15 protein-coding genes and 1 riboswitch are annotated in these 20,346 nt (G+C 38.3%); of the genes, 7 read left to right on the top strand and 8 right to left on the bottom strand.

Annotation, left to right across the window (positions count from 1 at the left end; translation table 11 throughout):
• The first annotated feature begins 290 nt into the window (after positions 1–290).
• A complete protein-coding gene (gene pepN, locus H4J62_RS09380) occupies positions 291–2,993 on the top strand; it encodes an aminopeptidase N (RefSeq protein WP_182215083.1) in 2,703 nt (900 codons plus the stop codon).
• Between the two features lie 76 nt (positions 2,994–3,069).
• Here the strand turns inward: pepN and kdsB are convergent, their stop codons facing one another.
• From kdsB to H4J62_RS09355, 5 genes are all read right to left on the bottom strand, one after another.
• Positions 3,070–3,849 carry a 3-deoxy-manno-octulosonate cytidylyltransferase gene (gene kdsB, locus H4J62_RS09375; protein ID WP_146798336.1) on the bottom strand — a complete coding sequence of 260 codons (780 nt, stop codon included), beginning with the start codon at positions 3,847–3,849 and terminating at the stop codon, positions 3,070–3,072.
• A 22-nt stretch (positions 3,850–3,871) separates the two neighbouring features.
• The gene (locus H4J62_RS09370; RefSeq protein ID WP_070376055.1) at positions 3,872–4,051 is read right to left on the bottom strand and encodes a Trm112 family protein; all 180 of its coding nucleotides are present in this window, start codon (positions 4,049–4,051) and stop codon (positions 3,872–3,874) included.
• Between the two features lie 33 nt (positions 4,052–4,084).
• The gene (gene lpxK / locus H4J62_RS09365; protein WP_182215085.1) at positions 4,085–5,173 is read right to left on the bottom strand and encodes a tetraacyldisaccharide 4'-kinase; all 1,089 of its coding nucleotides are present in this window, start codon (positions 5,171–5,173) and stop codon (positions 4,085–4,087) included.
• Positions 5,174–5,194: 21 nt separating this feature from the next.
• The gene (gene msbA / locus H4J62_RS09360) at positions 5,195–6,955 is read right to left on the bottom strand and encodes a lipid A export permease/ATP-binding protein MsbA (RefSeq protein ID WP_182215087.1); all 1,761 of its coding nucleotides are present in this window, start codon (positions 6,953–6,955) and stop codon (positions 5,195–5,197) included.
• 92 nt (positions 6,956–7,047) lie between these two features.
• Positions 7,048–9,498, bottom strand: coding sequence for a DNA internalization-related competence protein ComEC/Rec2 (locus H4J62_RS09355; protein ID WP_182215089.1), 2,451 nt, complete (start codon positions 9,496–9,498; stop codon positions 7,048–7,050).
• Between the two features lie 61 nt (positions 9,499–9,559).
• On the opposite strand from H4J62_RS09355, the gene H4J62_RS09350 reads away from it, so the two are divergent.
• Positions 9,560–10,072 carry a DUF2062 domain-containing protein gene (locus H4J62_RS09350; protein WP_182215091.1) on the top strand — a complete coding sequence of 171 codons (513 nt, stop codon included), beginning with the start codon at positions 9,560–9,562 and terminating at the stop codon, positions 10,070–10,072.
• 64 nt (positions 10,073–10,136) lie between these two features.
• On the opposite strand, the gene lolE is transcribed toward H4J62_RS09350, so the two are convergent.
• The 3 genes from lolE to H4J62_RS09335 are packed head-to-tail and all read right to left on the bottom strand — an operon-like array spanning position 10,137 to position 13,350.
• Positions 10,137–11,426 carry a lipoprotein-releasing ABC transporter permease subunit LolE gene (gene lolE, locus H4J62_RS09345; protein ID WP_182215093.1) on the bottom strand — a complete coding sequence of 430 codons (1,290 nt, stop codon included), beginning with the start codon at positions 11,424–11,426 and terminating at the stop codon, positions 10,137–10,139.
• A 9-nt stretch (positions 11,427–11,435) separates the two neighbouring features.
• Positions 11,436–12,119, bottom strand: a complete 684-nt coding sequence (lolD, locus tag H4J62_RS09340) for a lipoprotein-releasing ABC transporter ATP-binding protein LolD (protein WP_182215095.1) — start codon at positions 12,117–12,119, stop codon at positions 11,436–11,438.
• Positions 12,112–13,350: a lipoprotein-releasing ABC transporter permease subunit gene (locus tag H4J62_RS09335; protein ID WP_182215097.1), complete on the bottom strand. Its 1,239-nt coding sequence runs from the start codon at positions 13,348–13,350 to the stop codon at positions 12,112–12,114. The genes lolD and H4J62_RS09335 overlap by 8 nt, the downstream gene beginning before the upstream one ends.
• A 330-nt stretch (positions 13,351–13,680) precedes the next feature.
• Between H4J62_RS09335 and H4J62_RS09330 the strand changes: the two genes are divergently transcribed.
• The 5 genes from H4J62_RS09330 (at position 13,681) to H4J62_RS09310 (ending at position 20,092) form a co-directional block, all read left to right on the top strand.
• Positions 13,681–15,753 (top strand): M13 family metallopeptidase, encoded by a 2,073-nt coding sequence (locus H4J62_RS09330; RefSeq protein WP_182215099.1) that lies wholly within the window; start codon positions 13,681–13,683, stop codon positions 15,751–15,753.
• Between the two features lie 151 nt (positions 15,754–15,904).
• Positions 15,905–16,049: riboswitch (cobalamin riboswitch) on the top strand.
• 122 nt (positions 16,050–16,171) lie between these two features.
• Complete coding sequence (cobO, locus tag H4J62_RS09325; RefSeq protein ID WP_182215101.1) at positions 16,172–16,777, top strand: cob(I)yrinic acid a,c-diamide adenosyltransferase; 606 nt, start codon at positions 16,172–16,174, stop codon at positions 16,775–16,777.
• A 984-nt stretch (positions 16,778–17,761) separates the two neighbouring features.
• On the top strand, positions 17,762–18,217 hold the full coding sequence (locus H4J62_RS09320) for a c-type cytochrome (RefSeq protein WP_182215103.1): 456 nt from the start codon (positions 17,762–17,764) through the stop codon (positions 18,215–18,217).
• Positions 18,218–18,234: 17 nt separating this feature from the next.
• Positions 18,235–19,623 (top strand): MBL fold metallo-hydrolase RNA specificity domain-containing protein, encoded by a 1,389-nt coding sequence (locus H4J62_RS09315; RefSeq protein ID WP_182215105.1) that lies wholly within the window; start codon positions 18,235–18,237, stop codon positions 19,621–19,623.
• Between the two features lie 16 nt (positions 19,624–19,639).
• Complete coding sequence (locus tag H4J62_RS09310; protein ID WP_182215107.1) at positions 19,640–20,092, top strand: universal stress protein; 453 nt, start codon at positions 19,640–19,642, stop codon at positions 20,090–20,092.
• The last annotated feature ends 254 nt before the right edge of the window (positions 20,093–20,346 follow it).

Below are 20,346 nucleotides of genomic sequence, written 5' to 3'. Positions count from 1 at the left end.
TAAAGCAGCAAACAGAAACAATAAAAAGTGAACAACAAACAACACTTATTTGACATGAATAAATACTAAGAAAATACTAATACCACTCTGTTTTAATTAAAAAAGTAGATAAAAATAAGTTGATAAAAAGCAAGCTTTGTTAAAAATCAGTTGAAATTCGATCAACTCCATTATTTACGCGATGACTGAAGTAAATTTCCCCCGCTTATATGATATAAATACTGAGGTATTTACAATGAAAAGTGTTTCCACTAGGAAATCTTAAAAATAATAAAGTAGGATCTGGGTAAATGATATTAAATAAATCTCAAATAGCTAAGGCGCTGTCCATTGCTATTATTGGCTCAAGTGTTGCACTGATGGGCTGTGAAAAAGCAGACACAGCAAGCGACTCAGCAGTCGCTGAAACCGTACAACAACAAACAAGTTTATTACGCACTCAAAGTGAATCACTTGAAGCAGTTTATGCTGAGATGCGTGCTAAACAAGTCAGCAACGTTAGCTATAAATTAAGTGTGACGATTGATAATAAAAGCGAAAGTTTTTCTGGCTCTACCGAATTACTCTTTGACTTAGTAGAGAACAATCAAAATGATTTAACCATAGATTTTGATGAAGGTACTATAAAGTCATTAAAAGTTAATGGCAAAGTAGTTAAGTTTAGCTATGAAAAATGGTTTATCACTATTCCTGCTAGCGAGTTAACTGCGGGTAAGCAAAGTATTACTATAGATTACCAGCGTCCTTACTCTACTGACGGCTCTGGTTTCCATCGTTTTGTTGACCCTAAAAATGGTGAAGTTTACTTATACACCGATTTTGAACCTTATGACGCGAACCGATTATTTCCTCACTTTGATCAACCTGATTTAAAAGCCAGCTACGAAATACAAGTGACCGCTCCCGCTCATTGGCAAATAATTAGCGCCACTCGCGAAACAACTATTAGCGAAAGCGGTGATAACAAAGTATGGTCATTCCCTGCTTCAGCAAGATTCTCTTCTTATGTTTTCTCTCTTCATGCGGGTAATTACGCTGTATGGGAAGATGATTTTGAAGGGATGAAATTGCGTTTATTTGCTCGTCAAAGTTTAGCCGAATACGTTAAAACTGACGAATGGTTTATTCCAACCAAACAAAGTTTTGCCTTCTTCAATAAGTACTTTGATGTGCAATACCCTTTTGGCAAATATGACCAAATTGTCGCACCTGACTTTAATGCCGGTGCTATGGAAAACGTTGCTGCGGTTACATTCAATGAAGGCTATATTGCACGTGGAGAGAAATCAACTAGTGCTCGTATGAGTCTTGCTAATGTTATTGCTCATGAAATGGCACACATGTGGTTTGGTGATTTAGTCACCATGCGCTGGTGGAACGGCTTATGGTTAAATGAAAGTTTTGCTACTTATATGGCCAACTTAGCTATTGCAGAAGCCAGCGACTTTGAGAACAACTGGGATGTATTCTACTCTGGTACTAAACAATGGGCTTACCGCACTGATGACTCAGTGAACACTCATGCGATAGAACTACCTGTTGCTTCTACGGGTGTTGCTTTGTCAAATTTTGACGGTATTACCTACGGTAAAGGCGCATCAGTATTAAAGCAGTTGCCTTATTATTTAGGTGAAGAAAATTTCCGTATTGGTGTCAGCAATTACTTGAAAAAGTTTTCTTACCAAAATACTGATTTAGAAGATTTTATCGGTGAATTAGGCAAAGCTGCAGGTAAAGATATGACCCAGTGGACACAAGACTGGTTATATAATGCAGGCTTAAACACCATCAAAGTTAATTACCAATGTAGTGACGATAAGATTAGCGCGTTTGCAATAAACCAAACAGCACCAGAAGGTTACCCAACATTACGTGAACAACGTGTTCAAATAGGTTTATACAATGTTAGTGCTGATGGTAATGCGATGAACTTAACCTCTGCAACACCTATTATGTATAAAGGTGCGACCACTGAGATTAAGGCCGTGATAGGTCAAGCATGTCCTGATTTGGTTTATCCAAACGAAGCCGATTGGGGTTACGTAAAAGTAGATCTTGATGAAAAGTCATTGGCATCAGCACAACAACACATTAATGCGATTGATAACCCCACTATGCGCTTAATGCTATGGCAGAGTTTGTCTGACAGCGTCAACGATGCAAATTTAGCCGCTGACCAGTTGGTAACGTTTGCCATGGCTAATATTGAAGGTGAAAGCGATTATAACGTATCACGTAAAATTGCGAGTACCTTAACCTCGGCTTTAGGCTTTCTAACTGTTGCAACACGCTTAGAGCAAAAAGATTATACAGCGCTTTATATGGACGTTGAAAACTTATACTTACGTTTATTAGAAAATGCCGAAGCGGGTTCAGATTTCCAAAAACTTTGGTATGGCCGTTATGTTAGTGTAACGAAAACAACTAAGCATTTAAATCGCTTACAAAACATTTTGAACGGTGAAAAAAGTTTTGATGGTATTACCATAGATCAAGACAAGCGCTGGACATTAATTGCTAAAATGAACCGTTACCAACATGGTAATTACCAAGCATTATTGAACACTGAAGCCAAAAAAGACATTACCGATTCAGGTGTTAAAAGTGCTATTTATGCAGAAGTTATTCGACCTGAGGCTGAAGTTAAAGAAAAATGGTTTAACATCGTTATTAATAACCCTGACAAACTAAAACTTTCTACCCTTCGTTATATTATGTGGGGTTTATTCCCTGGTGAGCAACAAGCTTTAGAAGCGCCTTATAAAGCTAAAATTCTCGCACACATTCCTAAATTAAATGAAGGAAGTGATTTAGGTTTATTAGAGTCTTTTGCCGGTAGCATGTTGCCGACACAATGTAATGCAGTCAGTGAAGCAGAATTAGCGCAACTGATTAAAGACTACAGTGGTATGAAGCCACAAGTGTTAAAGACAGTCAAAGCTAGCCATCAACAAATTGGTCGCTGTGTTAAAGCGCTTGAACTATTAAAATAATATTTCGTTAGCGTAATAAAAAGGCCTTATGTGAAAACATAAGGCCTTTTTTTATTTTATTTAATTTTATAAAAAATTAAAGCGTTAAAGCGTAAGCTCTAGCTTTTTCTAGGTCTTCTGGCGTATCAACCCCTTCAACAGCTAAACGAGTTTCTGCTACCGCAACATGAATTTTTTCACCTTGCCATAATACGCGCAGTTGTTCTAAAGACTCAATTTGCTCTAATTGACTGGCCGGCCATTGCACGTAATCTTTAATGAACCCAGCACGATAGGCGTAGATACCAATATGGCGTAAATAAAAATCGCCAATAGCAGCGACACTTTCCTCATTAAGAAAGCGGTCTCGGTCATAAGGGATCGTCGAACGGCTAAAGTACATCGCATAACCGTGTTTATCTGTTAACACTTTAACCGCGTTAGGATTAAAAGCCTCTTCAACGTCGTGGATATGCACAGCAAGTGTCGCCATTCTAGCTTGTTGCTGGTTTGTTCTTTGCTGGTCCGCTAGATTTCTGGCAACTTGAGCAATATTTTCAGCGGGAATAAAAGGCTCATCCCCCTGAACATTAACGATAACCTGATCATCGTCAAAGTTATAAATGTTCATCACTTCGGCTAAACGTTCGGTACCCGATTGATGATCGGCACGAGTTTTACAAACCTCGCCACCAAATGCTAATACCGCTTCTTCAACCTGCTTATTATCAGTGGCTACAATCACTTGGCTAGCACCGCTTTGCTGGGCTTTTTCAACAACCCATTGGATCATCGGCTTACCATTAATATCGGCTAACACTTTTCCCGGTAAACGAGACGACTCAAACCGAGCAGGTATTACAACAATAAAAGACATTTAATTCTCCAAATATATTTAATTAGTCATTTTCAGTAATACGGCGCGCTTCACTTTCTAACAAGACCGGAATACCTTTTTCAATAGCGTAAGCAAGGCGGTCGAATCTACAGATCAATTCTTGTTGTTCTTTATTGTAATCAAGTTTGCCCTTGCATGCTGGACAAGCTAATATTTCCATTAGTTTTACATCAAATGCCATGTTTATTCTCTTATTTATCAGTTTATTTATTAGTTAACTTAGCGTGAATCTAGCCTTAATACGGCTCAGTTTATCTGCTTTTACTTTGTCAAATAGCGCATCTAAAAATGGCGTTATTTGTTTATTTTCAATATGGGCATCAACCGGTAAATACCACCAGTTATTTTTAGCAAAAGACGTACATTTTACCGCGTCTTTTTCTGTCATCAAAAGTGGAATATCGTCAGAAAAACTGACAAATTGTGCTTCATTATAATGCTGATGATCTTTGAAACCTACCGATGCTTCAAGACTAAAACCACTATCAACTAAGGTTTTAAAAAAACGGCTAGGGTCACCAATACCGGCGATAGCATTGATACACTTAGTGTTACTTTCGTTATCATTAAACTGTTGATAAAAATCAGTTAATGATAGTTCCTGCTTGGTTTTAACATTGACCACCATTTTTGCCATTAAAGTCATTGTTATTTGTGGTATACCGACTGGATAGACTTTATTATCGGTTGGCGTTGCGCCATTAAAGATAAGCGCGTCGACTGTTTTTAAACGCCATAAACCTTCACGTAATGGCCCTGCGGGTAATAACAAGCCATTTCCAAACACGCGTTTACCGTCAATAACAATAAGCTCAAAATCTCGTTCTAAGCGATAGTGTTGTAAACCATCATCAGCAATAATAAGGTCGCAGCCTTGCTGCATTAACAACCTGGCACTCGCCACTCGATCGCCGCCAACCACAACAGGAATACCATGGCGTTGATAAATTAATAAAGGCTCATCGCCTGTTTCAGCTGCACTACTGCTTGCATTGAGTAAATAGGGATAGTGCGGTGCTTGTCCGCCATAACCTCGACTAATAACGCCAACTTTCATGTTTTGTGCTAAGCATTGCTTAATTAAATACAAAACCATCGGTGTTTTTCCGTTACCACCAATACCAATATTACCCACCACCACCACAGGGATATCGATACCAAAAGATTTAAAAAAATACAGTTGATAGCATTTTCGTCGCAACGCGGATAGTAACCAAAAAATAACGGTTAACGGTAACAATAACGGCACGAGCAGCCATTTTGCTGGGTGTTGAAAAAACCAAACCTTTTCAATTAAGCGCATAGCAAAATCTCAACCGTCACTTTATTCGCTAAATTGAAAGTTGTGTAATTTTGCATAAGCACCTTCTTTTGCTAATAACGTTTGATGATCGCCCTGTTCAAGAATTTTCCCTTGTTCCATAACAATAATTTTATCGGCATTTTCAATGGTAGACAAGCGATGAGCAATAACAATACAGGTACGATCTTTTTGTAAAACTTGCAAAGCATCTTGAATATGACGTTCTGACTCGGTATCTAAAGCACTGGTTGCTTCATCAAGAATTAAAAAAGGAGCATCACACAATAATGCTCGAGCGATAGCAACACGTTGGCGTTGTCCACCAGAAAGTAAAGCACCATTATCACCAATATTAGTATCTATTCCATCAACCATATTTTCTGCAAACTCAAGCACATGAGCACTTTTAGCCGCAGCTAAAACTTCGTCACGACTGGCACTGGGTTTACCATAGGCAATATTATTAGCGATAGAGTCATTGAATAACACCACTTGCTGAGAAACATAAGCAAACTGAGCACGTAAGTCTTTCAACTTGTATGAGGTAATGTCTTTTCCATCAATTAATACTTTACCCGCTGTTGCATCATAGAAGCGCAGTAAAATTGCACTGGCGGTTGATTTTCCACTCCCCGAGCGACCAACCAAAGCCACTGTTTCGCCAGCATTCGCGGTAAAGCTTAGTTGAGTAAGCGCTAATTTTTCGTCATTAGTATAAGAAAAATCAACTTGTTCAAAAGCAAGTGTTCCTTTGGCTTTCTCAAGAGATTGTTGGCCCGTGTCTTTTTCATTTTCTTGGTCAAGCACCGCAAAAATACTAACACAAGCCGCCATACCATTTTGAAAGTCGCTGTTAACCGTAGTTAGTAACTTTAAAGGTCTCAGTAGCATAGTCATACAAGTAATCACCGTTATGAAAATCCCTGGCGTTAAGCTTGCTTTCATACTTTCTAAATTAGCAACGTAAAGTACAAACGCTAACGCAAAAGAAGCGATAATTTGTATTAAGGGTACGCTGAAAGATTTAGTGGCCACCATTTTCATGCGCTGTTGGCGATTATGTTTATTTATCTGACCAAAACGTTCGAATTCACGTTCTTGCCCGCCAAAGGTTAAGACAACCTTATGCGCGTTAAAGGTCTGCTCGGCAGCAGAAGTGACTTCTCCCATCGCATTTTGAATTTTTTTACTAACTTGGCGAAAACGTTTCGAAACCACAGTAACAATAATAGCGATAATAGGAGTTATAAGGAGGAATATTGCTGATAACTGCCAACTGTTGTAAAACATAACCGCGAGAAAGCCAATCACCATAGCACCTTGTTGTACTAAGGTAAGCAACGCTTTACTGGTTGCATTAAGGACTTGCTCAGTATCAAAGGTCAGTTTAGAGATTAACGTTCCAGTAGACTCTTTATCATGAAAAGTCACCGGTAGCGCCATAATGTGTTCGAATAAATTTTGTCTTAAATCGGTAACGACATTATTACCCACCCAAGCTAAACAATAATTACCAAAAAAATGGCAGATACCTCGGATAATAAAACAAACAATAACAAAAAGTGGGGCCCACTTCATAAAGTTAGGATTAGCATCAGTTAAACCATCATCGATTAATGGCTGTAACTGCGAGAAAAATAAAGTGTCGATACCGGCATAGCCAAGCATCCCTAATATAGCGATGACAAACCCTGCTTTGTAAGGTTTGGCATAACTCATTAAGCGTTTAAAATTTTGCCACGTTGTGGCTTGTGCGGCTACTTTGCTTTTACTTGCTAACATTCAGTCTCTCTGTGACTTCGCGATTAATTATTCATATCCAAGCCATTTTAGCGTTATTTCTTAGTTGCAACCAACTAATAATATTTACAACGTTAATTAGCAAACCAATATGGCTTGATATGCAGACGATAAGATTGAATTTCAAGGGCTTGTTCGGTAATGTTTATGCGGATCATTCCATGCTCAGCAGTTGCATACGGCGTTACATTAAGCTGATGATAACGTTTAAGTACCGCTTTATTAGGCATCTTCCATCGATTCATAAAACCCGCACTAAAGATAACGGCCTCGGGTGAAACCGCTTTAATAAAACGCGTACTTGATGAGGTTTTAGAGCCATGGTGCGGCGCAACAATAACATCAGCTTTTAACTGATTAGCGATTTCAGTATTAGCGACCAGTATTTTTTCAACTTTATGAGGAATATCACCCGTTAATAGCACCTTATATTTACCATCAGAAATATGGATCACGCACGAATTATCATTTTCTTTATCTTCAAGAACCACCGGCCACAACACAGAAAAAGTGAGACCTTGCCAAGTAAAGTCATCGCCTTGTTTACAACTGTACATGTTAACAAAACTATACCTGCCAACATCTTCTACCGGTTGATTATATTTGATGTGCTTAACGATAATTTTATTTAGCGCCATTTTTTTATCGATAAAAGCCAAGCCACCAGCATGGTCGTTATCTGCATGACTTAACAGTAAATAGTCAAGAGTGGTCAAACCTTGATACTGTAAATAAGGAAAAACCACACTTTCTGCCAAGTTAAATCCACTGGGGTAACTTGCCCCAGTATCGTATAAAATAGCCTGCCCATGCCTTTCAATAACAACCGCTAAACCTTGCCCAACATCAAGGACATTTACTTGCCAATCATCATTTTTTTGTTGGCCATTAAAAAACATATAACTGAATAAAAAAGTCAGTAATAGCGCAACAGCCAGTACTTTTTTGGGTAAGGCTAAAAAATAACTGATGAAGCATAAACCGCTGATTATCAAAATAATCATTAATGTCTGATGGCTAACGTCGATAAACAGCCATTGTTGGCTCGATAAGTAACTTAGCCACTGCCAAATAAACGTTAATGATATTAACGATAACTCAAGAAAAAACATAGCCAGCGTTTCACTAAAAGGCATAGCAACCACAGCCAATAAACATAACGGAATAGCGGTAAAGCTCATCCAAGGCACGGCAATAATATTAGCAAGTAATGCAGAAAGAGGCAGTTGATGATTCAATAAAGCCGCCACGGGCAACATAAATAATGTTAAACCTAGCTGTATAATAATTAGAGAGTGGAGCCAGGCTTTTATTTTGTCAACTTGACCATCACCTGATGTTAAGAGTAACTTTCGACATCGCCAGATAACCAATAATATCAGTGATACCGCATAAACGCTTAGCCAAAAACTGACACTAAATAGACTAAAGGGTGATATTAATATAATGAAAACGATACTCAGTAATAACCAACGTATTATTGTTAATTTAACCCCCACGAGCTTAGCGCAAATAAATATTTGCATCATGATCAAGGCACGTAATGTGGGTAAAGAAAAGCCGGCCAGATAAGCATAAAATAGTGCGACTAAGCTACTAAAAGCGAAAGCCACGATACGGCTGTTCTTTTTTACCAACCATAACTTGCCTTTTTGAGTTAACAGTAAGTAAAACGGACTATAGCGAAAAAACATCAAGATGAATCCAAAAGCACCACTGGCAATTAAGCCTAAGTGTAAGCCAGAAATAGCCATTAAATGCTGTGTTCCTGTTGCTTGTAAAACTTGCCATTGCTCAGCCGTAATTTTGCCACGCTCGCCAAAGGTAAGAGCAAAAATAAAATGGTGCAGCTCGTTTGTTAAAGTCAATGAGTCTATTAATGCATTGAGTTGCAGGTACAATTGTTGACGATAACTAGGCTGCGCTGCTATTAATTTATTTTTTGCTGAATGTTTTACATAGCCAGTAGCATGGAGTTCCTTTTGTCTTAACCATGTTTGATAGCTAAAACCGCCAATATTTGCAAAACCATGGGCAGGTTTTACTCGCACCGTAAGTTGCCATTTCTGGCCTTGGTTAATCTTAGTAACTTTTTTTAAGTGATCCGGTTTAACAGACTTATGATCCCAACGCAGACGAATATTTATCTTTGATTGAAGTTTTTGTTGATTGACTTCTTCAACAACAAAATTAAAACGTGATACTTGTTTAACCCTTTCATCCTTGTTTGTTTTACGCGTTAATGACTTTGGAATATTAGCAACCACACCTCTTACCGTTAAGGTTGTACCGAAAAAATCATCTGTAATTAGGCTATTAACTTGCCATATATTTTGATAAACGAAGCCAGCATAGAGTAACCAAGCACAGCCAAAAAAGAGCCCACTATAACTCCGTAACCTTTTGATGAGACAAAAAATGACAGCAAAACAAAAACAAATATAAACTTGCGAAATGTCTGGTACTATCGGTAAGAATAGTGACAAAATAGCACCGATAAAAAATGTAAATAGCCACCGTTCCATAGTGATTAATTTCCGTATCTGTCTAATCGATAAATAAAGCCTAGATAATATAAGTAAGTATATGCCTAAAAAACTCTTCAAGCGTTATATGCCGGATCACCACACCATAAAAAATAATAAACATTTAAAAATTTTTGGTGCGTCATTGCATAACCCCAACTTATGGCATTTAAACCGTAATTCTGTCGCAAAAGCTTTTGCCGTAGGTTTATTTTTTGCCTTTATCCCGGTACCTTTTCAAATGGTTTTAGCTGCTGGTGTTGCTATTATAGTACATTCGAATTTGCCACTTTCTGTTGCACTCGTTTGGATAACTAATCCGCTCACAATACCCGCAATTTTTTATGGCTGTTATATGGTTGGCATCTGGCTACTAGGCCGATCTGAAAAAGAATTTGTATTTGAAGCGAATTGGCAATGGCTGGTTGATAGTTTATCAACTATTGGACCAGCATTTTTACTTGGCTGTGGCGTGCTAGCGGTACTTTTCTCGCTAATAGGTTATTTTGCCATACATGGTCTATGGCGATATTCTGTTATCAAACAATGGAATAAACGTAAAAGTAGAAAGTAAAAATCTGCTCTAGTCTCGCGTAGGTGATAAAAATTATCGGTTAATAATATAAAAGTGAAACCCGCTACATTTGTCCTAACACCTGCGCTGGCTCAACTTTAGTTGCTTGCCATGCGGGGTAAATAGTCGCCAGTAGACTCATCAGTAAAGCAGTAAAAACAGTAATTACAACGTCAGCTTGGCTTAAGTGAGTGGGAAGAAAGTCGATAAAATAGATATCACCTGATAACACTTTTACGTTAAGAAGTGTTTCTACTGCAGTAACAATATCAGTTAAATTTAATGAGATAACAATACCTAACACTGTCCCCACTAGACAACCCACGACTCCATTAACCAGTCCTTGAAACATAAAGGTCATCATTATAACGCTCGCCGGTGCTCCCATAGTTTTTAAAATAGCGATATCACCTTTTTTCTCATTGACTGCCATAATAAGCGTTGAAACAATATTAAAACTTGCTACCGCTATGACTAATATTAAAACAATAAACATCACTAATCGTACAAGTTGTATATCATTAAAAATATGGCCGTGACTTCGTGTCCAATCATAAATGGCAACATAAGTATCATCAAAGCTATAAGCAACATCACGTGTTACCTGGGGCGCTTGAAAAACATCAGCTACTTTTATGCGAATTCCCTGAACTTGCCCCTTCGCGAGATTAACCATTTTTTCGGCATGCTCAAGTGAAAGATATACAGAGTTTTCGTCAATCGTACCGCCAAATTTAAAAATGCCAACAACTTTTACTTGGTGCTTAACCGGCACAGGAAATTTAGCACTCGCTTGCTGGTTATTTTTTTGGGCAATAACACTCGATAGTAACAATTGTAGTGAGTCGCCTAATTCAAGTTGTAATTTTTTTGCAACTCCCGAACCGATAACAACACTAACCGTAGGGTTTTCGGTATTTTCATTATCAACGATCGCTTGCCAGCTGCCGGCAATCATATAATCGGCAATGGTAGAAACTTGCTGTTCTAACTTTACATCGACACCACGCACAGCAACGGCTTTGAGTTCACTGCCATGTTGCATCATACCGGTAAGTTTTATCACAGGTGCAGCGGCTATCACTTGTGGATGTTGTTGTGCTTTCGCCACGTGTTTTTGCCAGTTATCTATCGGCGTATTAATAGCAATTAGCTCACCGTGAGGAATAACCGACAGCAAATGTTGCGCTAATGCTCGCTCGAAACCGTTCATTGCTGAGAGCACTATAATCAATACCATTACACCAAGCGCAATACCGATAGTGGAAGATGCTGAAATAAACGAAGAGAAGCCATTACCGTTTCGGCTACGCACATAACGTAAACCTAAAAATAAACTTAATGATTTGGTCATTTAAAAGCCTTAACTTTCAAGGGGCGCTAACCGGCCGTGCGATAAACGTAGTTGACGATCCATTCTGGCAGCAAGTATTAAGTCATGGGTAACAATAACAAAACTGGTGTTTACCGTTTTATTAAGGTCACGTAATAACTGATATATTTGCTCTGCGGTATCAAAGTCTAAATTACCTGTTGGTTCATCAGCTAATATTAATGAAGGTTTAGTCACTAATGCCCGAGCAATAGCGACACGTTGACGCTCACCACCAGAAAGCGCGGAGGGCCGGTGCTCAAAGCGGTGACTTAACCCAACCTGTGTGAGCATTTCTTGTGCGGCAGCTAGGGCCGATTTAGGTGAATCCCCGCGAATCAGTAAAGGCATTGCCACGTTTTCTTGTGCTGAAAACTCCATCATTAAATGATGGAATTGATAAATAAAACCAATATGTTTATTGCGAAATTTAGCACGTTGCTTGTCAGATAACTGGTGGATATCAACACCGCTAATAAAGACCTGCCCTGAAGACGGAGAATCTAGTGCTCCAGCTATATGTAAAAAAGTACTTTTACCACAACCAGAGCTGCCCACTATAGCAACAAGTTCACCCGCATCTACTGACAAATCAAGCCCGTCTAAGACTTTGGTTTCAATGCTACCTTGATAATATGACTTTGATAATTGCTGACAAAGTAAACCTTTACTCATTTCGTAAAACCTCGGCAGGCTCTGTTAAAGAAGCCTGATAAGCGGGATATAATGTAGCAATAAAACTCATCGCTAACGCTGATAAAACAATACTAAACACATTGTTCACTGATAGTTCGACGGGCAAAGACTGCCCTGCTCCCAATAAATTAACACCGAGAAGGGTAAATATAGTGTTTAAATTTAAGGTTAGTATGGCGCCAACCACAGTACCGATAGTGACGCCCCAAAAACCATTAACTAAACCTTGAGTAATAAATATTTTTACCACGCCAAGACGATCTAGCCCAAGTGTTTGTAAAATACTAATTTCACCCTTTTTTTCGATAACAACCATCACTAAAGCGGAAACAATATTAAACGCGGCAACGGCAATAATTAAGCTCAACATCAACCACATCATATTTTTCTCCATGCGCACAGCAGAAAATAAAGCGCCTTGAGTATCGCGCCATGTCGTAAAATCATACTGTGGATATTGTTGTTTTAAACGTTTGACCACTTGATCAGCAGCAAAAGCATCATCAAGATACAAACGAAGTTTTTCAACGCCATCACCTCTTTGTCGATGAAGTTTTGCGCCATCTTTACTGTGAATATAGACCAGTCCTTCATCAACTTGTGAGCCAACACTAAAAATACCAGCGATGGTAAAGGTGCGTTGCACCGGAATTCTCCCCATTGGGGTAAAGACGGTTTTATTAGGCAGTGTTAAACGTATTTTATCACCCAAATCGACATCAAGTTGCCTTGCTAGCGACTGTCCGATAACAATGGCAAAGCTCTGTGTCGATAGATTATCTAAATGTCCTGATACCATAGAGTTGTTAACAATATTGTGCTGCTCGAATTCAGGCATGATTCCTTGAATGAGTACACCGCGTAATGCGCCAGAATTAGCTTGTATGAGTGCTTCACTTTCCAACAAAGGAGTAACTTCTTTAACTTTAGGCGTAAGTAATAATTGTTCACGTAGGATTTGCCATGTAGGTAAAGCATTGTTTTTGTTTTGCTGAGGTTGATTGGCGACGACAATATGGGGAACTAGACCCAATATTCTCCGTTTTTGTTCACCTTCTAAACCGTCCATAACGGAAACAACTGTGATCAATGATGCGACACCCAGGACGATACCGACAATGGAGAAAAAAGTGATAAAGGATACAAATCCAGAACTTTTACGGCTACGACTATAGCGTAGCCCAATGAAAAAACTGACGGGTTGAAACATTAATTAAACTTCATCTTATGTTATTCAGTAAGAGAACGATTACTCTATAAGTAGCCACAGCATAGCACAGTCAATGTTTTATTTGGCAGCAAAAAAGCCAATAATTAATATTGATAAAAATCAAAGTGAAAAATATTACGATTATTTTCAATTAGTTAAATAAAAAAATAAAAAAATCATCAGGCTTAATGTACAAAATAAAATACGGCACTGCTGATACATTATGTAAAAATTCATGTCCAAATCTAGTAAAAAGCCCTGTAACCCTTTAGTATCAATGCGTTTACCATTTTATAACCATATTCTTTACTTAATAATAATGAGATTACCATGAAAAAAATAATAACAGGTGCAGTCTGTTCTTCGTTATTGTTGCTTGCCGCTTGCAACGACAATCCAGAAAGCACTGAGACAACTAAGCAAGAAATGCCTATCATGCAAAAAACTGCATTAGCTTCAGGTATCGACAAAGCAACAATGGACTTATCCGTTCGTCCACAAGACAACTTTTATCGTTATGTAAACGGTGCTTGGTTGAACGCTAATGAAATCCCTGGAGATAAAACGTCAATTGGTGCCTTTTATGACTTACGTGACGAAGCTGATGACAATGTAAAAGTAATCATTGAAGAATTAGCAGCAACAGAAAATTTAAAAATGGGCAGCGACGAGCAAAAAGTAGCTGACTTATTCCGTTCATATATGAACATGGATGCACGTAATACTGCAGGTACGGCTCCTATCCAACCATTATTTGATAGCATCAATGGTTTAAAAGACAAGAATGAACTTGCGACATTTTTTGGTAAAAATCAAAAAAATGGTGTCGGTAGCCCATTAGCGTTTTATATCAGCGTTGACGGTAAAGACTCAACTCGCTATGCCACTCATATTTGGCAAACAGGTTTAGGCTTACCCGACAGAGATTACTACTTTGATGAAACCGAACGTTTTGCCGCATTACGTAAAGGTTATGTTGCTCATATTGAAAATATGTTCAACTTAGCTGGTTTGAAGAACGGTAAAGCTGCTGCGAAAACGGTCATGGCAATTGAAACTAAATTAGCAGGTTTTCATTGGACAAAAGTTGAAACTCGTGACAGCAGTAAAACTTACAATAAATTCGATGTCGCTGACTTAAACACAGTTACTGATGCATTTAACTGGAATGCTTACCTTGCTGCTCAAGGCGTATCAGCCCAAAAAGACATCATTATTAACCAACCTTCATTTGTTAAAGGTTTTGGCGAAATATTTGCAGCAACCTCATTAGCTGATTGGCAAACTTACTTAACTTTCCATACCTTAAGTAACTTTGCTGGTTCTTTAACCGCTGATTTAGATAATGAAAATTTTGACTTTTATTCTCAGCAGTTAAGAGGACAAAAAGAACAACGTCCAATGTGGAAGCGTGGTGTTGGCGTAGTTAACAGCAATTTAGGTGAGGTTATTGGTAAAGTTTATGTGAGCCGTCACTTTAAGCCTGAAGCTAAAACCCGTATGACACAACTTGTTGAAAACTTACGCGGAGCATATGGTGCAAGTATTGATGAACTAGAGTGGATGTCTGATTCAACTAAAAAAGCTGCCCATGTAAAACTAGCAAGCTTTGATCCTAAAATTGGTTACCCAAATAAGTGGGAAGATTACTCCGCACTTGTTATTAAAGGTGATGACTTAGTTGGCAATAAAATGCGTTCTGGTAGTGTTTCTCATCAAAAAGAAGTCGCTAAGTTAGGTGGTCCAATTGATAAGCAAGAATGGGGCATGACGCCGCAAACTGTTAATGCTTATTACAATCCAACTAAGAATGAAATTGTTTTCCCTGCAGCCATATTACAGCCACCATTTTTCAACTTAGCTGCTGACGATGCGGTTAACTATGGCGGTATTGGCGCGGTTATCGGTCATGAAATGGGTCACGGATTTGACGACCAAGGGAGTAAGTATGATGGCGACGGTAACATGCGTAACTGGTGGACTGAAGCAGATTTAGCGGCCTTTAAAGTTCGCACCGATGACTTGGTAAAACAATACGATGGCTATTCAGTATTTGAAGACTTAAATGTAAACGGTTCTTTAACACTGGGCGAGAATATTGGTGATTTATCAGGGGTAACTATCGCGTATAAAGCTTATATTGCTTCATTAAATGGTAAAGAAGCACCGGTAATTGACGGACTAACTGGCGATCAACGTTTCTTCATGGGCTTTGCTCAAGTATGGCGTGGAAAAAAGGTTGAGAAATCATTACGTAATCAAGTAGCAACTGACCCTCATTCACCTGGTGAGTTCCGTGCATTAGGCTCTTTATCTAACATGCCTGAATTCTACAAAGCGTTTAACGTTAAAGAAGGTGATGCTATGTATATCGCCCCTGAGAAACGTGTAAAAATTTGGTAAGCCAATGGCTTAGTTAAATAACGTTATTATTAGAAAACACTAAAATGCCAACAACTATTGTTGGCATTTTTATTACTGAAAATTCCTTGCCTTAGATTCTATTTATCAAAAACATAAAATCAATGATGTTTAATGCCGCTAGATATTGTAAATAATTAAAAATCTCGTAAACTAACGCAACGTAAACGTGTTTAGGGAATAAGGTGAGAAACCTTGACTGTTCCCGCAACTGTAAATTGTAGTGACTTAAGAGTTGCCAATGAGTCAGCATACCTATCCACAATAAAATCACCACCATTAACATCAATAAAATCGTGCGGGAATACACGGTAAATTGCTATTTTTTAAGGGACCCCCTTAACGTTAGCCTTGCCTTTTCTCCTCTTTAAAAAAACTATAATTACCCATAGGAATACTCATGGTTGACGAAACACAAAAAAGTGAAAAACACCAAGCACGCATGCAAAAAGTAAAAGATAAAGTTGATGCAAGAGTTGATGCTGCCACTGATGAACGCGGTATATTAATTGTAATTACAGGTAACGGTAAGGGTAAGTCAACATCAGGATTTGGCACGCTAACTCGCGCAGTAGGACACGGTCTAAACGCAGCAGCCATTCAGTTTATAAAAGGCACTTGGGCTTGTGGCGAAAGAAATGTCCTAGAAAAGCTCGGCGTACCTTTTCACGTGATGGCAACAGGGTTTACTTGGAATACACAAGATAAGTCAACCGATATTGCGGCTGCTCAACTTGTTTGGAAAGAAGCAAAGAAACTATTAGCTGACGAAACCATTGATGTTGTGCTACTTGATGAACTGACTTACATGCTGTCGTTTAAATACCTTGATCTTGATGAAGTACTAGACGCCATCGCTAATCGCCCGCCGATGCAACATGTAATAGCCACAGGCCGTGGCGCACATCGTTCACTCTTAGAATTAGCTGATACGGTTAGTGAAGTGCAATCGATTAAACATGCTTTTGATAATAATATAAAAGCACAAAAAGGTATTGATTGGTAATAACTCAGCCATGTTGATACCAACTACGTCATGTTGATAACAACTACGTCATGTTGATACCAACTCCGTCATGCTGAATTCATTTCAGTATCAGCATGGCGAAATGACAACCTAAAATCGAGCTTTCATGTGTTACACGCATAATGTCTGATATTGATCTCTTCAGATCACTTTTACTACAAAGACGACCTATCTTAATTTTAATAAGTAGTCCGCTTAGCCACCACAGCGGTCGTTCATCATCTAATAATTAAAGCTTACTTTGATAAGTATTGCAGAAGTTAGCTTTTGGTTTTTCTTTAGGTAGACTGTTCGCTCAGGCTGTGTGAAAACACTCAGCTTACAATTTTTATGCAACGCTATGTAAATTCAAAGGTAGTTTGACACCAAACTTACTACAGATTTAAATCTACAGAGCCTTTTGTCGTTGATATTTTCAAATTACGCAAGTTCAAAATAGTTTTCACACAGCCTGCGCTATCAGTTGACCTTAATATTTATGTATTAAAGGTTCGTTAAGCTTTTCTGCACTTATTGGTTTGTTAGCTGGCATTCACCCGGCAAAAAGTGCCGCTAAATTAGCCCCCATAAAAGCGCTGCGCACTGAATGATTTATTCAGTGTTATCGGATAGACAAAGTTATTTACCTACTTTATTCATAAGCTGTTAGTTTTTCATTAACGTCTACATCATTGATCTATATCAACGTCCTTCCAAGAAAAAATAGAATCCTCAAGTAAGAACAACTAGACTAAAAATCAACCTAATAGTGGAAAGCGCTATGTGTAATTTTTTTGGAATCATCTGCTTTTTAACTTGTACTGCTATCCCAGAAGAGTCTTTGATATCACCAGAAAAATGCTTATCTATACAATTTGTAGATATCAATAAGCAAGAAAAAATTCTAATACTAGTGTGACTTTACTCATGGTTTTGATCAGCGCTTTAATTAATTCAACTTAAAAAAGTAATTAAGGAATAACAATGAAATACATTCTATTCACTTTACTTATCGTTTTGTCATTAACGCTATTCAGTTGTGATAAAGGGGTTGATTCCCCACGAGGATTTAGCCTGCCTAAAGGTAATATTGAAACAGGTAAAACAGTTTTCTTAAAGTACCAATGTTTAGCGTGCCACACACTAAAAGGTGTTGAGGACTCCAGTATTGTAAAACAACAAGATATCTCTGTTTCCCTTGGGGGTGAGAAAACTAAAATCATAACTTACGCTGAATTAGTTACTTCAATAATTAATCCATCTCATAAATTCTCCAACCCGCATTCGCCTAAGCTAAGAACACCTGAAGGAAAATCAAAGATGAAGGTCTTTAACGATGTTATGACCGTGACCGAGCTTATTGATTTGGTGTCCTTTTTACAGCCAAATTACACATTAAAACCTTATCAACAAACCAGATATCCGTATTACCCACACTAATCCTTATGGGAGCTAAAATGAATATTAAATTTTTCGGTGCCACTCGTGAAGTCACGGGTTCTTGCTATTTGGTGCAAGTAAACAACAAAAATATACTTATTGAATGTGGGATGTTTCAGGGCTCTCATGAGCATGAAAAACACAATCACGACCCCTTCCCTTTTGATGTTAGTGAGCTAGATGCGGTGATCGTCAGTCACGCACACCTTGACCACACAGGTCGATTACCCATGCTCATAAAAGAAGGTTTTCATGGTTGTATCTATACTCATAATACCACGGTAGATTTATGTAAAATTATGCTCCTAGACTCAGGCTATATTCACGAAAAGGAAGCCCGCTGGGAAAATAAAAAACGTGAGCGTAAAGGTTTAGCATTAGTAGACCCCCTTTATACGAGAGCAGAAGCGGAGACAACCTGTCAGTATTTTAAAGGACTTACCTATGATGCCGAGTTAGAAGTATGCCAAGGCGTTAAACTAACCCTTAGAGATGCGGGTCATATTATTGGTTCGGCTATTGTTGAATTAGCACTCACTGAAAACGGCGTTAGTAAAAAGATTGTCTTTAGTGGCGATTTAGGCCATAAAAACGCCCCTATTTTACGTGATCCGTTCACGATTAAACATGCTGACTTGGTTATTATGGAAAGTACATATGGTGACAGATTACATCGTAGTTGGCAGGATACTTGGCAAGAAATGGGTAATATTATTGCTAATGCTAAAAGTAGTAAAGGAAACATATTAATTCCTGCTTTTACCGTTGGCAGAACACAAGAGTTACTTTATGAATTTAAGCAACATTTTGAGGAGTGGCAATTAGGCGATTGGCAAATTTTTCTCGATAGTCCTATGGGAATAAAAGCTACTAATGTTTATGCCAAGCACCGCGAAGTTTACGATAAGGAAGCAATTGATGTCCAACTACAAGATAATGGGATATTTAATTTACCTAACTTGCATATGTCAGAAACAACTGAATATTCGATGAAAATAAATCAAATATCTTCAGGCGCCATTATTATAGCGGGTAGCGGCATGTGTACAGGGGGGCGAATTAAACACCATTTCAAACATAATATTTGGCGTGAGAATGCTCATGTGCTTATTGTTGGCTTTCAAGCTAGAGGAACATTAGGTCGATCGCTTGTTGATGGCTGTGAACACATAAAGTTGTGGGGAGAAAAGGTACAAGTTAAAGCAAATATTCACACCGTTGGCGGATTCTCTGCACATGCTGACCAACAAGGCTTACTTGAGTGGTATCAAGGCTTCGAAAACAAACCACCTGTAGTTCTCGTACATGGGGAAGTAGAAGCCATGGATATACTTGCGCAAAAATTAAAACATCAATATCAAGTTGATGTTACGCAAGCAAGCTATAAGCAAAATATTATTATTTAAAATAAAGGAGAAATTAATGTATAAGCATATTTTATTTGCCGCAGAACTTAATGAGACGAAGAGTTATATCGAAGATAAAGTCACGCAACTACAAGAACTCACTCAGGCAAAACTGAGTGTTATTCATGTAGTTGAGCCTATACCAAACGCTTACTATGCTGGTGTATACGGTACTATGCAGGGTTTGGACCCCATAGATAGTATAGGAACTACTAGAGCACTAGCAGAGCGTGCCAAAGAGATACTTCAGCCTTTGGCTAAAAGGTTCAATATTCTAGAGCAAGATTTGCATATACCAATAGGACATATTAGTGGCGAAGTCTTTGCTTTTGCAGAGAAAGAAAACGTTGATTTAATTATCACCGGAAGTCATGGTGTACATGGCTTGCAATTACTACTAGGATCTACCTGCAATGCTATTTTACATGGGGCAAAATGTGATGTCTTAGCCGTGCGTTATCCTGAATGATTATTACCATGCCACCCATGATAATTCTCCGCAGTAATAATGCTCTGAAACAATGCTATCCATTGGCCAACAACAATGCATGTACTTCATCTTGTAAGCCTTTGTATATCGATTTTTATAGATATTGACTAAATGAGTGAATTTCAGGCAAGCTTTACTTCTCCCCCAAGGTAGCTGTATTTTTCTTGCTGTTTTTGAATGTAGCTATGTTTACGCGCTATTCAAACAAGCTTGGGCATTTGCTTTACCGTGTG

This window comes from Colwellia sp. BRX8-5 (assembly GCF_014077325.1).
GTDB lineage: Bacteria > Pseudomonadota > Gammaproteobacteria > Enterobacterales > Alteromonadaceae > Colwellia_A.
Note: the sequence above shows the minus strand (reverse complement) of the source record. Positions and strands in the feature narration are given on the sequence as shown.

What these genes read in the sequence shown, in the direction of transcription:
- pepN (WP_182215083.1), top strand. Translation starts at nt 291, where the DNA reads ATGATATTAAATAAATCTCAAATAGCTAAGGCGCTGTCCATTGCTATT.
- kdsB (WP_146798336.1), bottom strand. Translation starts at nt 3,849, where the DNA reads ATGTCTTTTATTGTTGTAATACCTGCTCGGTTTGAGTCGTCTCGTTTA.
- H4J62_RS09370 (WP_070376055.1), bottom strand. Translation starts at nt 4,051, where the DNA reads ATGGCATTTGATGTAAAACTAATGGAAATATTAGCTTGTCCAGCATGC.
- lpxK (WP_182215085.1), bottom strand. Translation starts at nt 5,173, where the DNA reads ATGCGCTTAATTGAAAAGGTTTGGTTTTTTCAACACCCAGCAAAATGG.
- msbA (WP_182215087.1), bottom strand. Translation starts at nt 6,955, where the DNA reads ATGTTAGCAAGTAAAAGCAAAGTAGCCGCACAAGCCACAACGTGGCAA.
- H4J62_RS09355 (WP_182215089.1), bottom strand. Translation starts at nt 9,498, where the DNA reads ATGGAACGGTGGCTATTTACATTTTTTATCGGTGCTATTTTGTCACTA.
- H4J62_RS09350 (WP_182215091.1), top strand. Translation starts at nt 9,560, where the DNA reads ATGCCTAAAAAACTCTTCAAGCGTTATATGCCGGATCACCACACCATA.
- lolE (WP_182215093.1), bottom strand. Translation starts at nt 11,426, where the DNA reads ATGACCAAATCATTAAGTTTATTTTTAGGTTTACGTTATGTGCGTAGC.
- lolD (WP_182215095.1), bottom strand. Translation starts at nt 12,119, where the DNA reads ATGAGTAAAGGTTTACTTTGTCAGCAATTATCAAAGTCATATTATCAA.
- H4J62_RS09335 (WP_182215097.1), bottom strand. Translation starts at nt 13,350, where the DNA reads ATGTTTCAACCCGTCAGTTTTTTCATTGGGCTACGCTATAGTCGTAGC.
- H4J62_RS09330 (WP_182215099.1), top strand. Translation starts at nt 13,681, where the DNA reads ATGAAAAAAATAATAACAGGTGCAGTCTGTTCTTCGTTATTGTTGCTT.
- cobO (WP_182215101.1), top strand. Translation starts at nt 16,172, where the DNA reads ATGGTTGACGAAACACAAAAAAGTGAAAAACACCAAGCACGCATGCAA.
- H4J62_RS09320 (WP_182215103.1), top strand. Translation starts at nt 17,762, where the DNA reads ATGAAATACATTCTATTCACTTTACTTATCGTTTTGTCATTAACGCTA.
- H4J62_RS09315 (WP_182215105.1), top strand. Translation starts at nt 18,235, where the DNA reads ATGAATATTAAATTTTTCGGTGCCACTCGTGAAGTCACGGGTTCTTGC.
- H4J62_RS09310 (WP_182215107.1), top strand. Translation starts at nt 19,640, where the DNA reads ATGTATAAGCATATTTTATTTGCCGCAGAACTTAATGAGACGAAGAGT.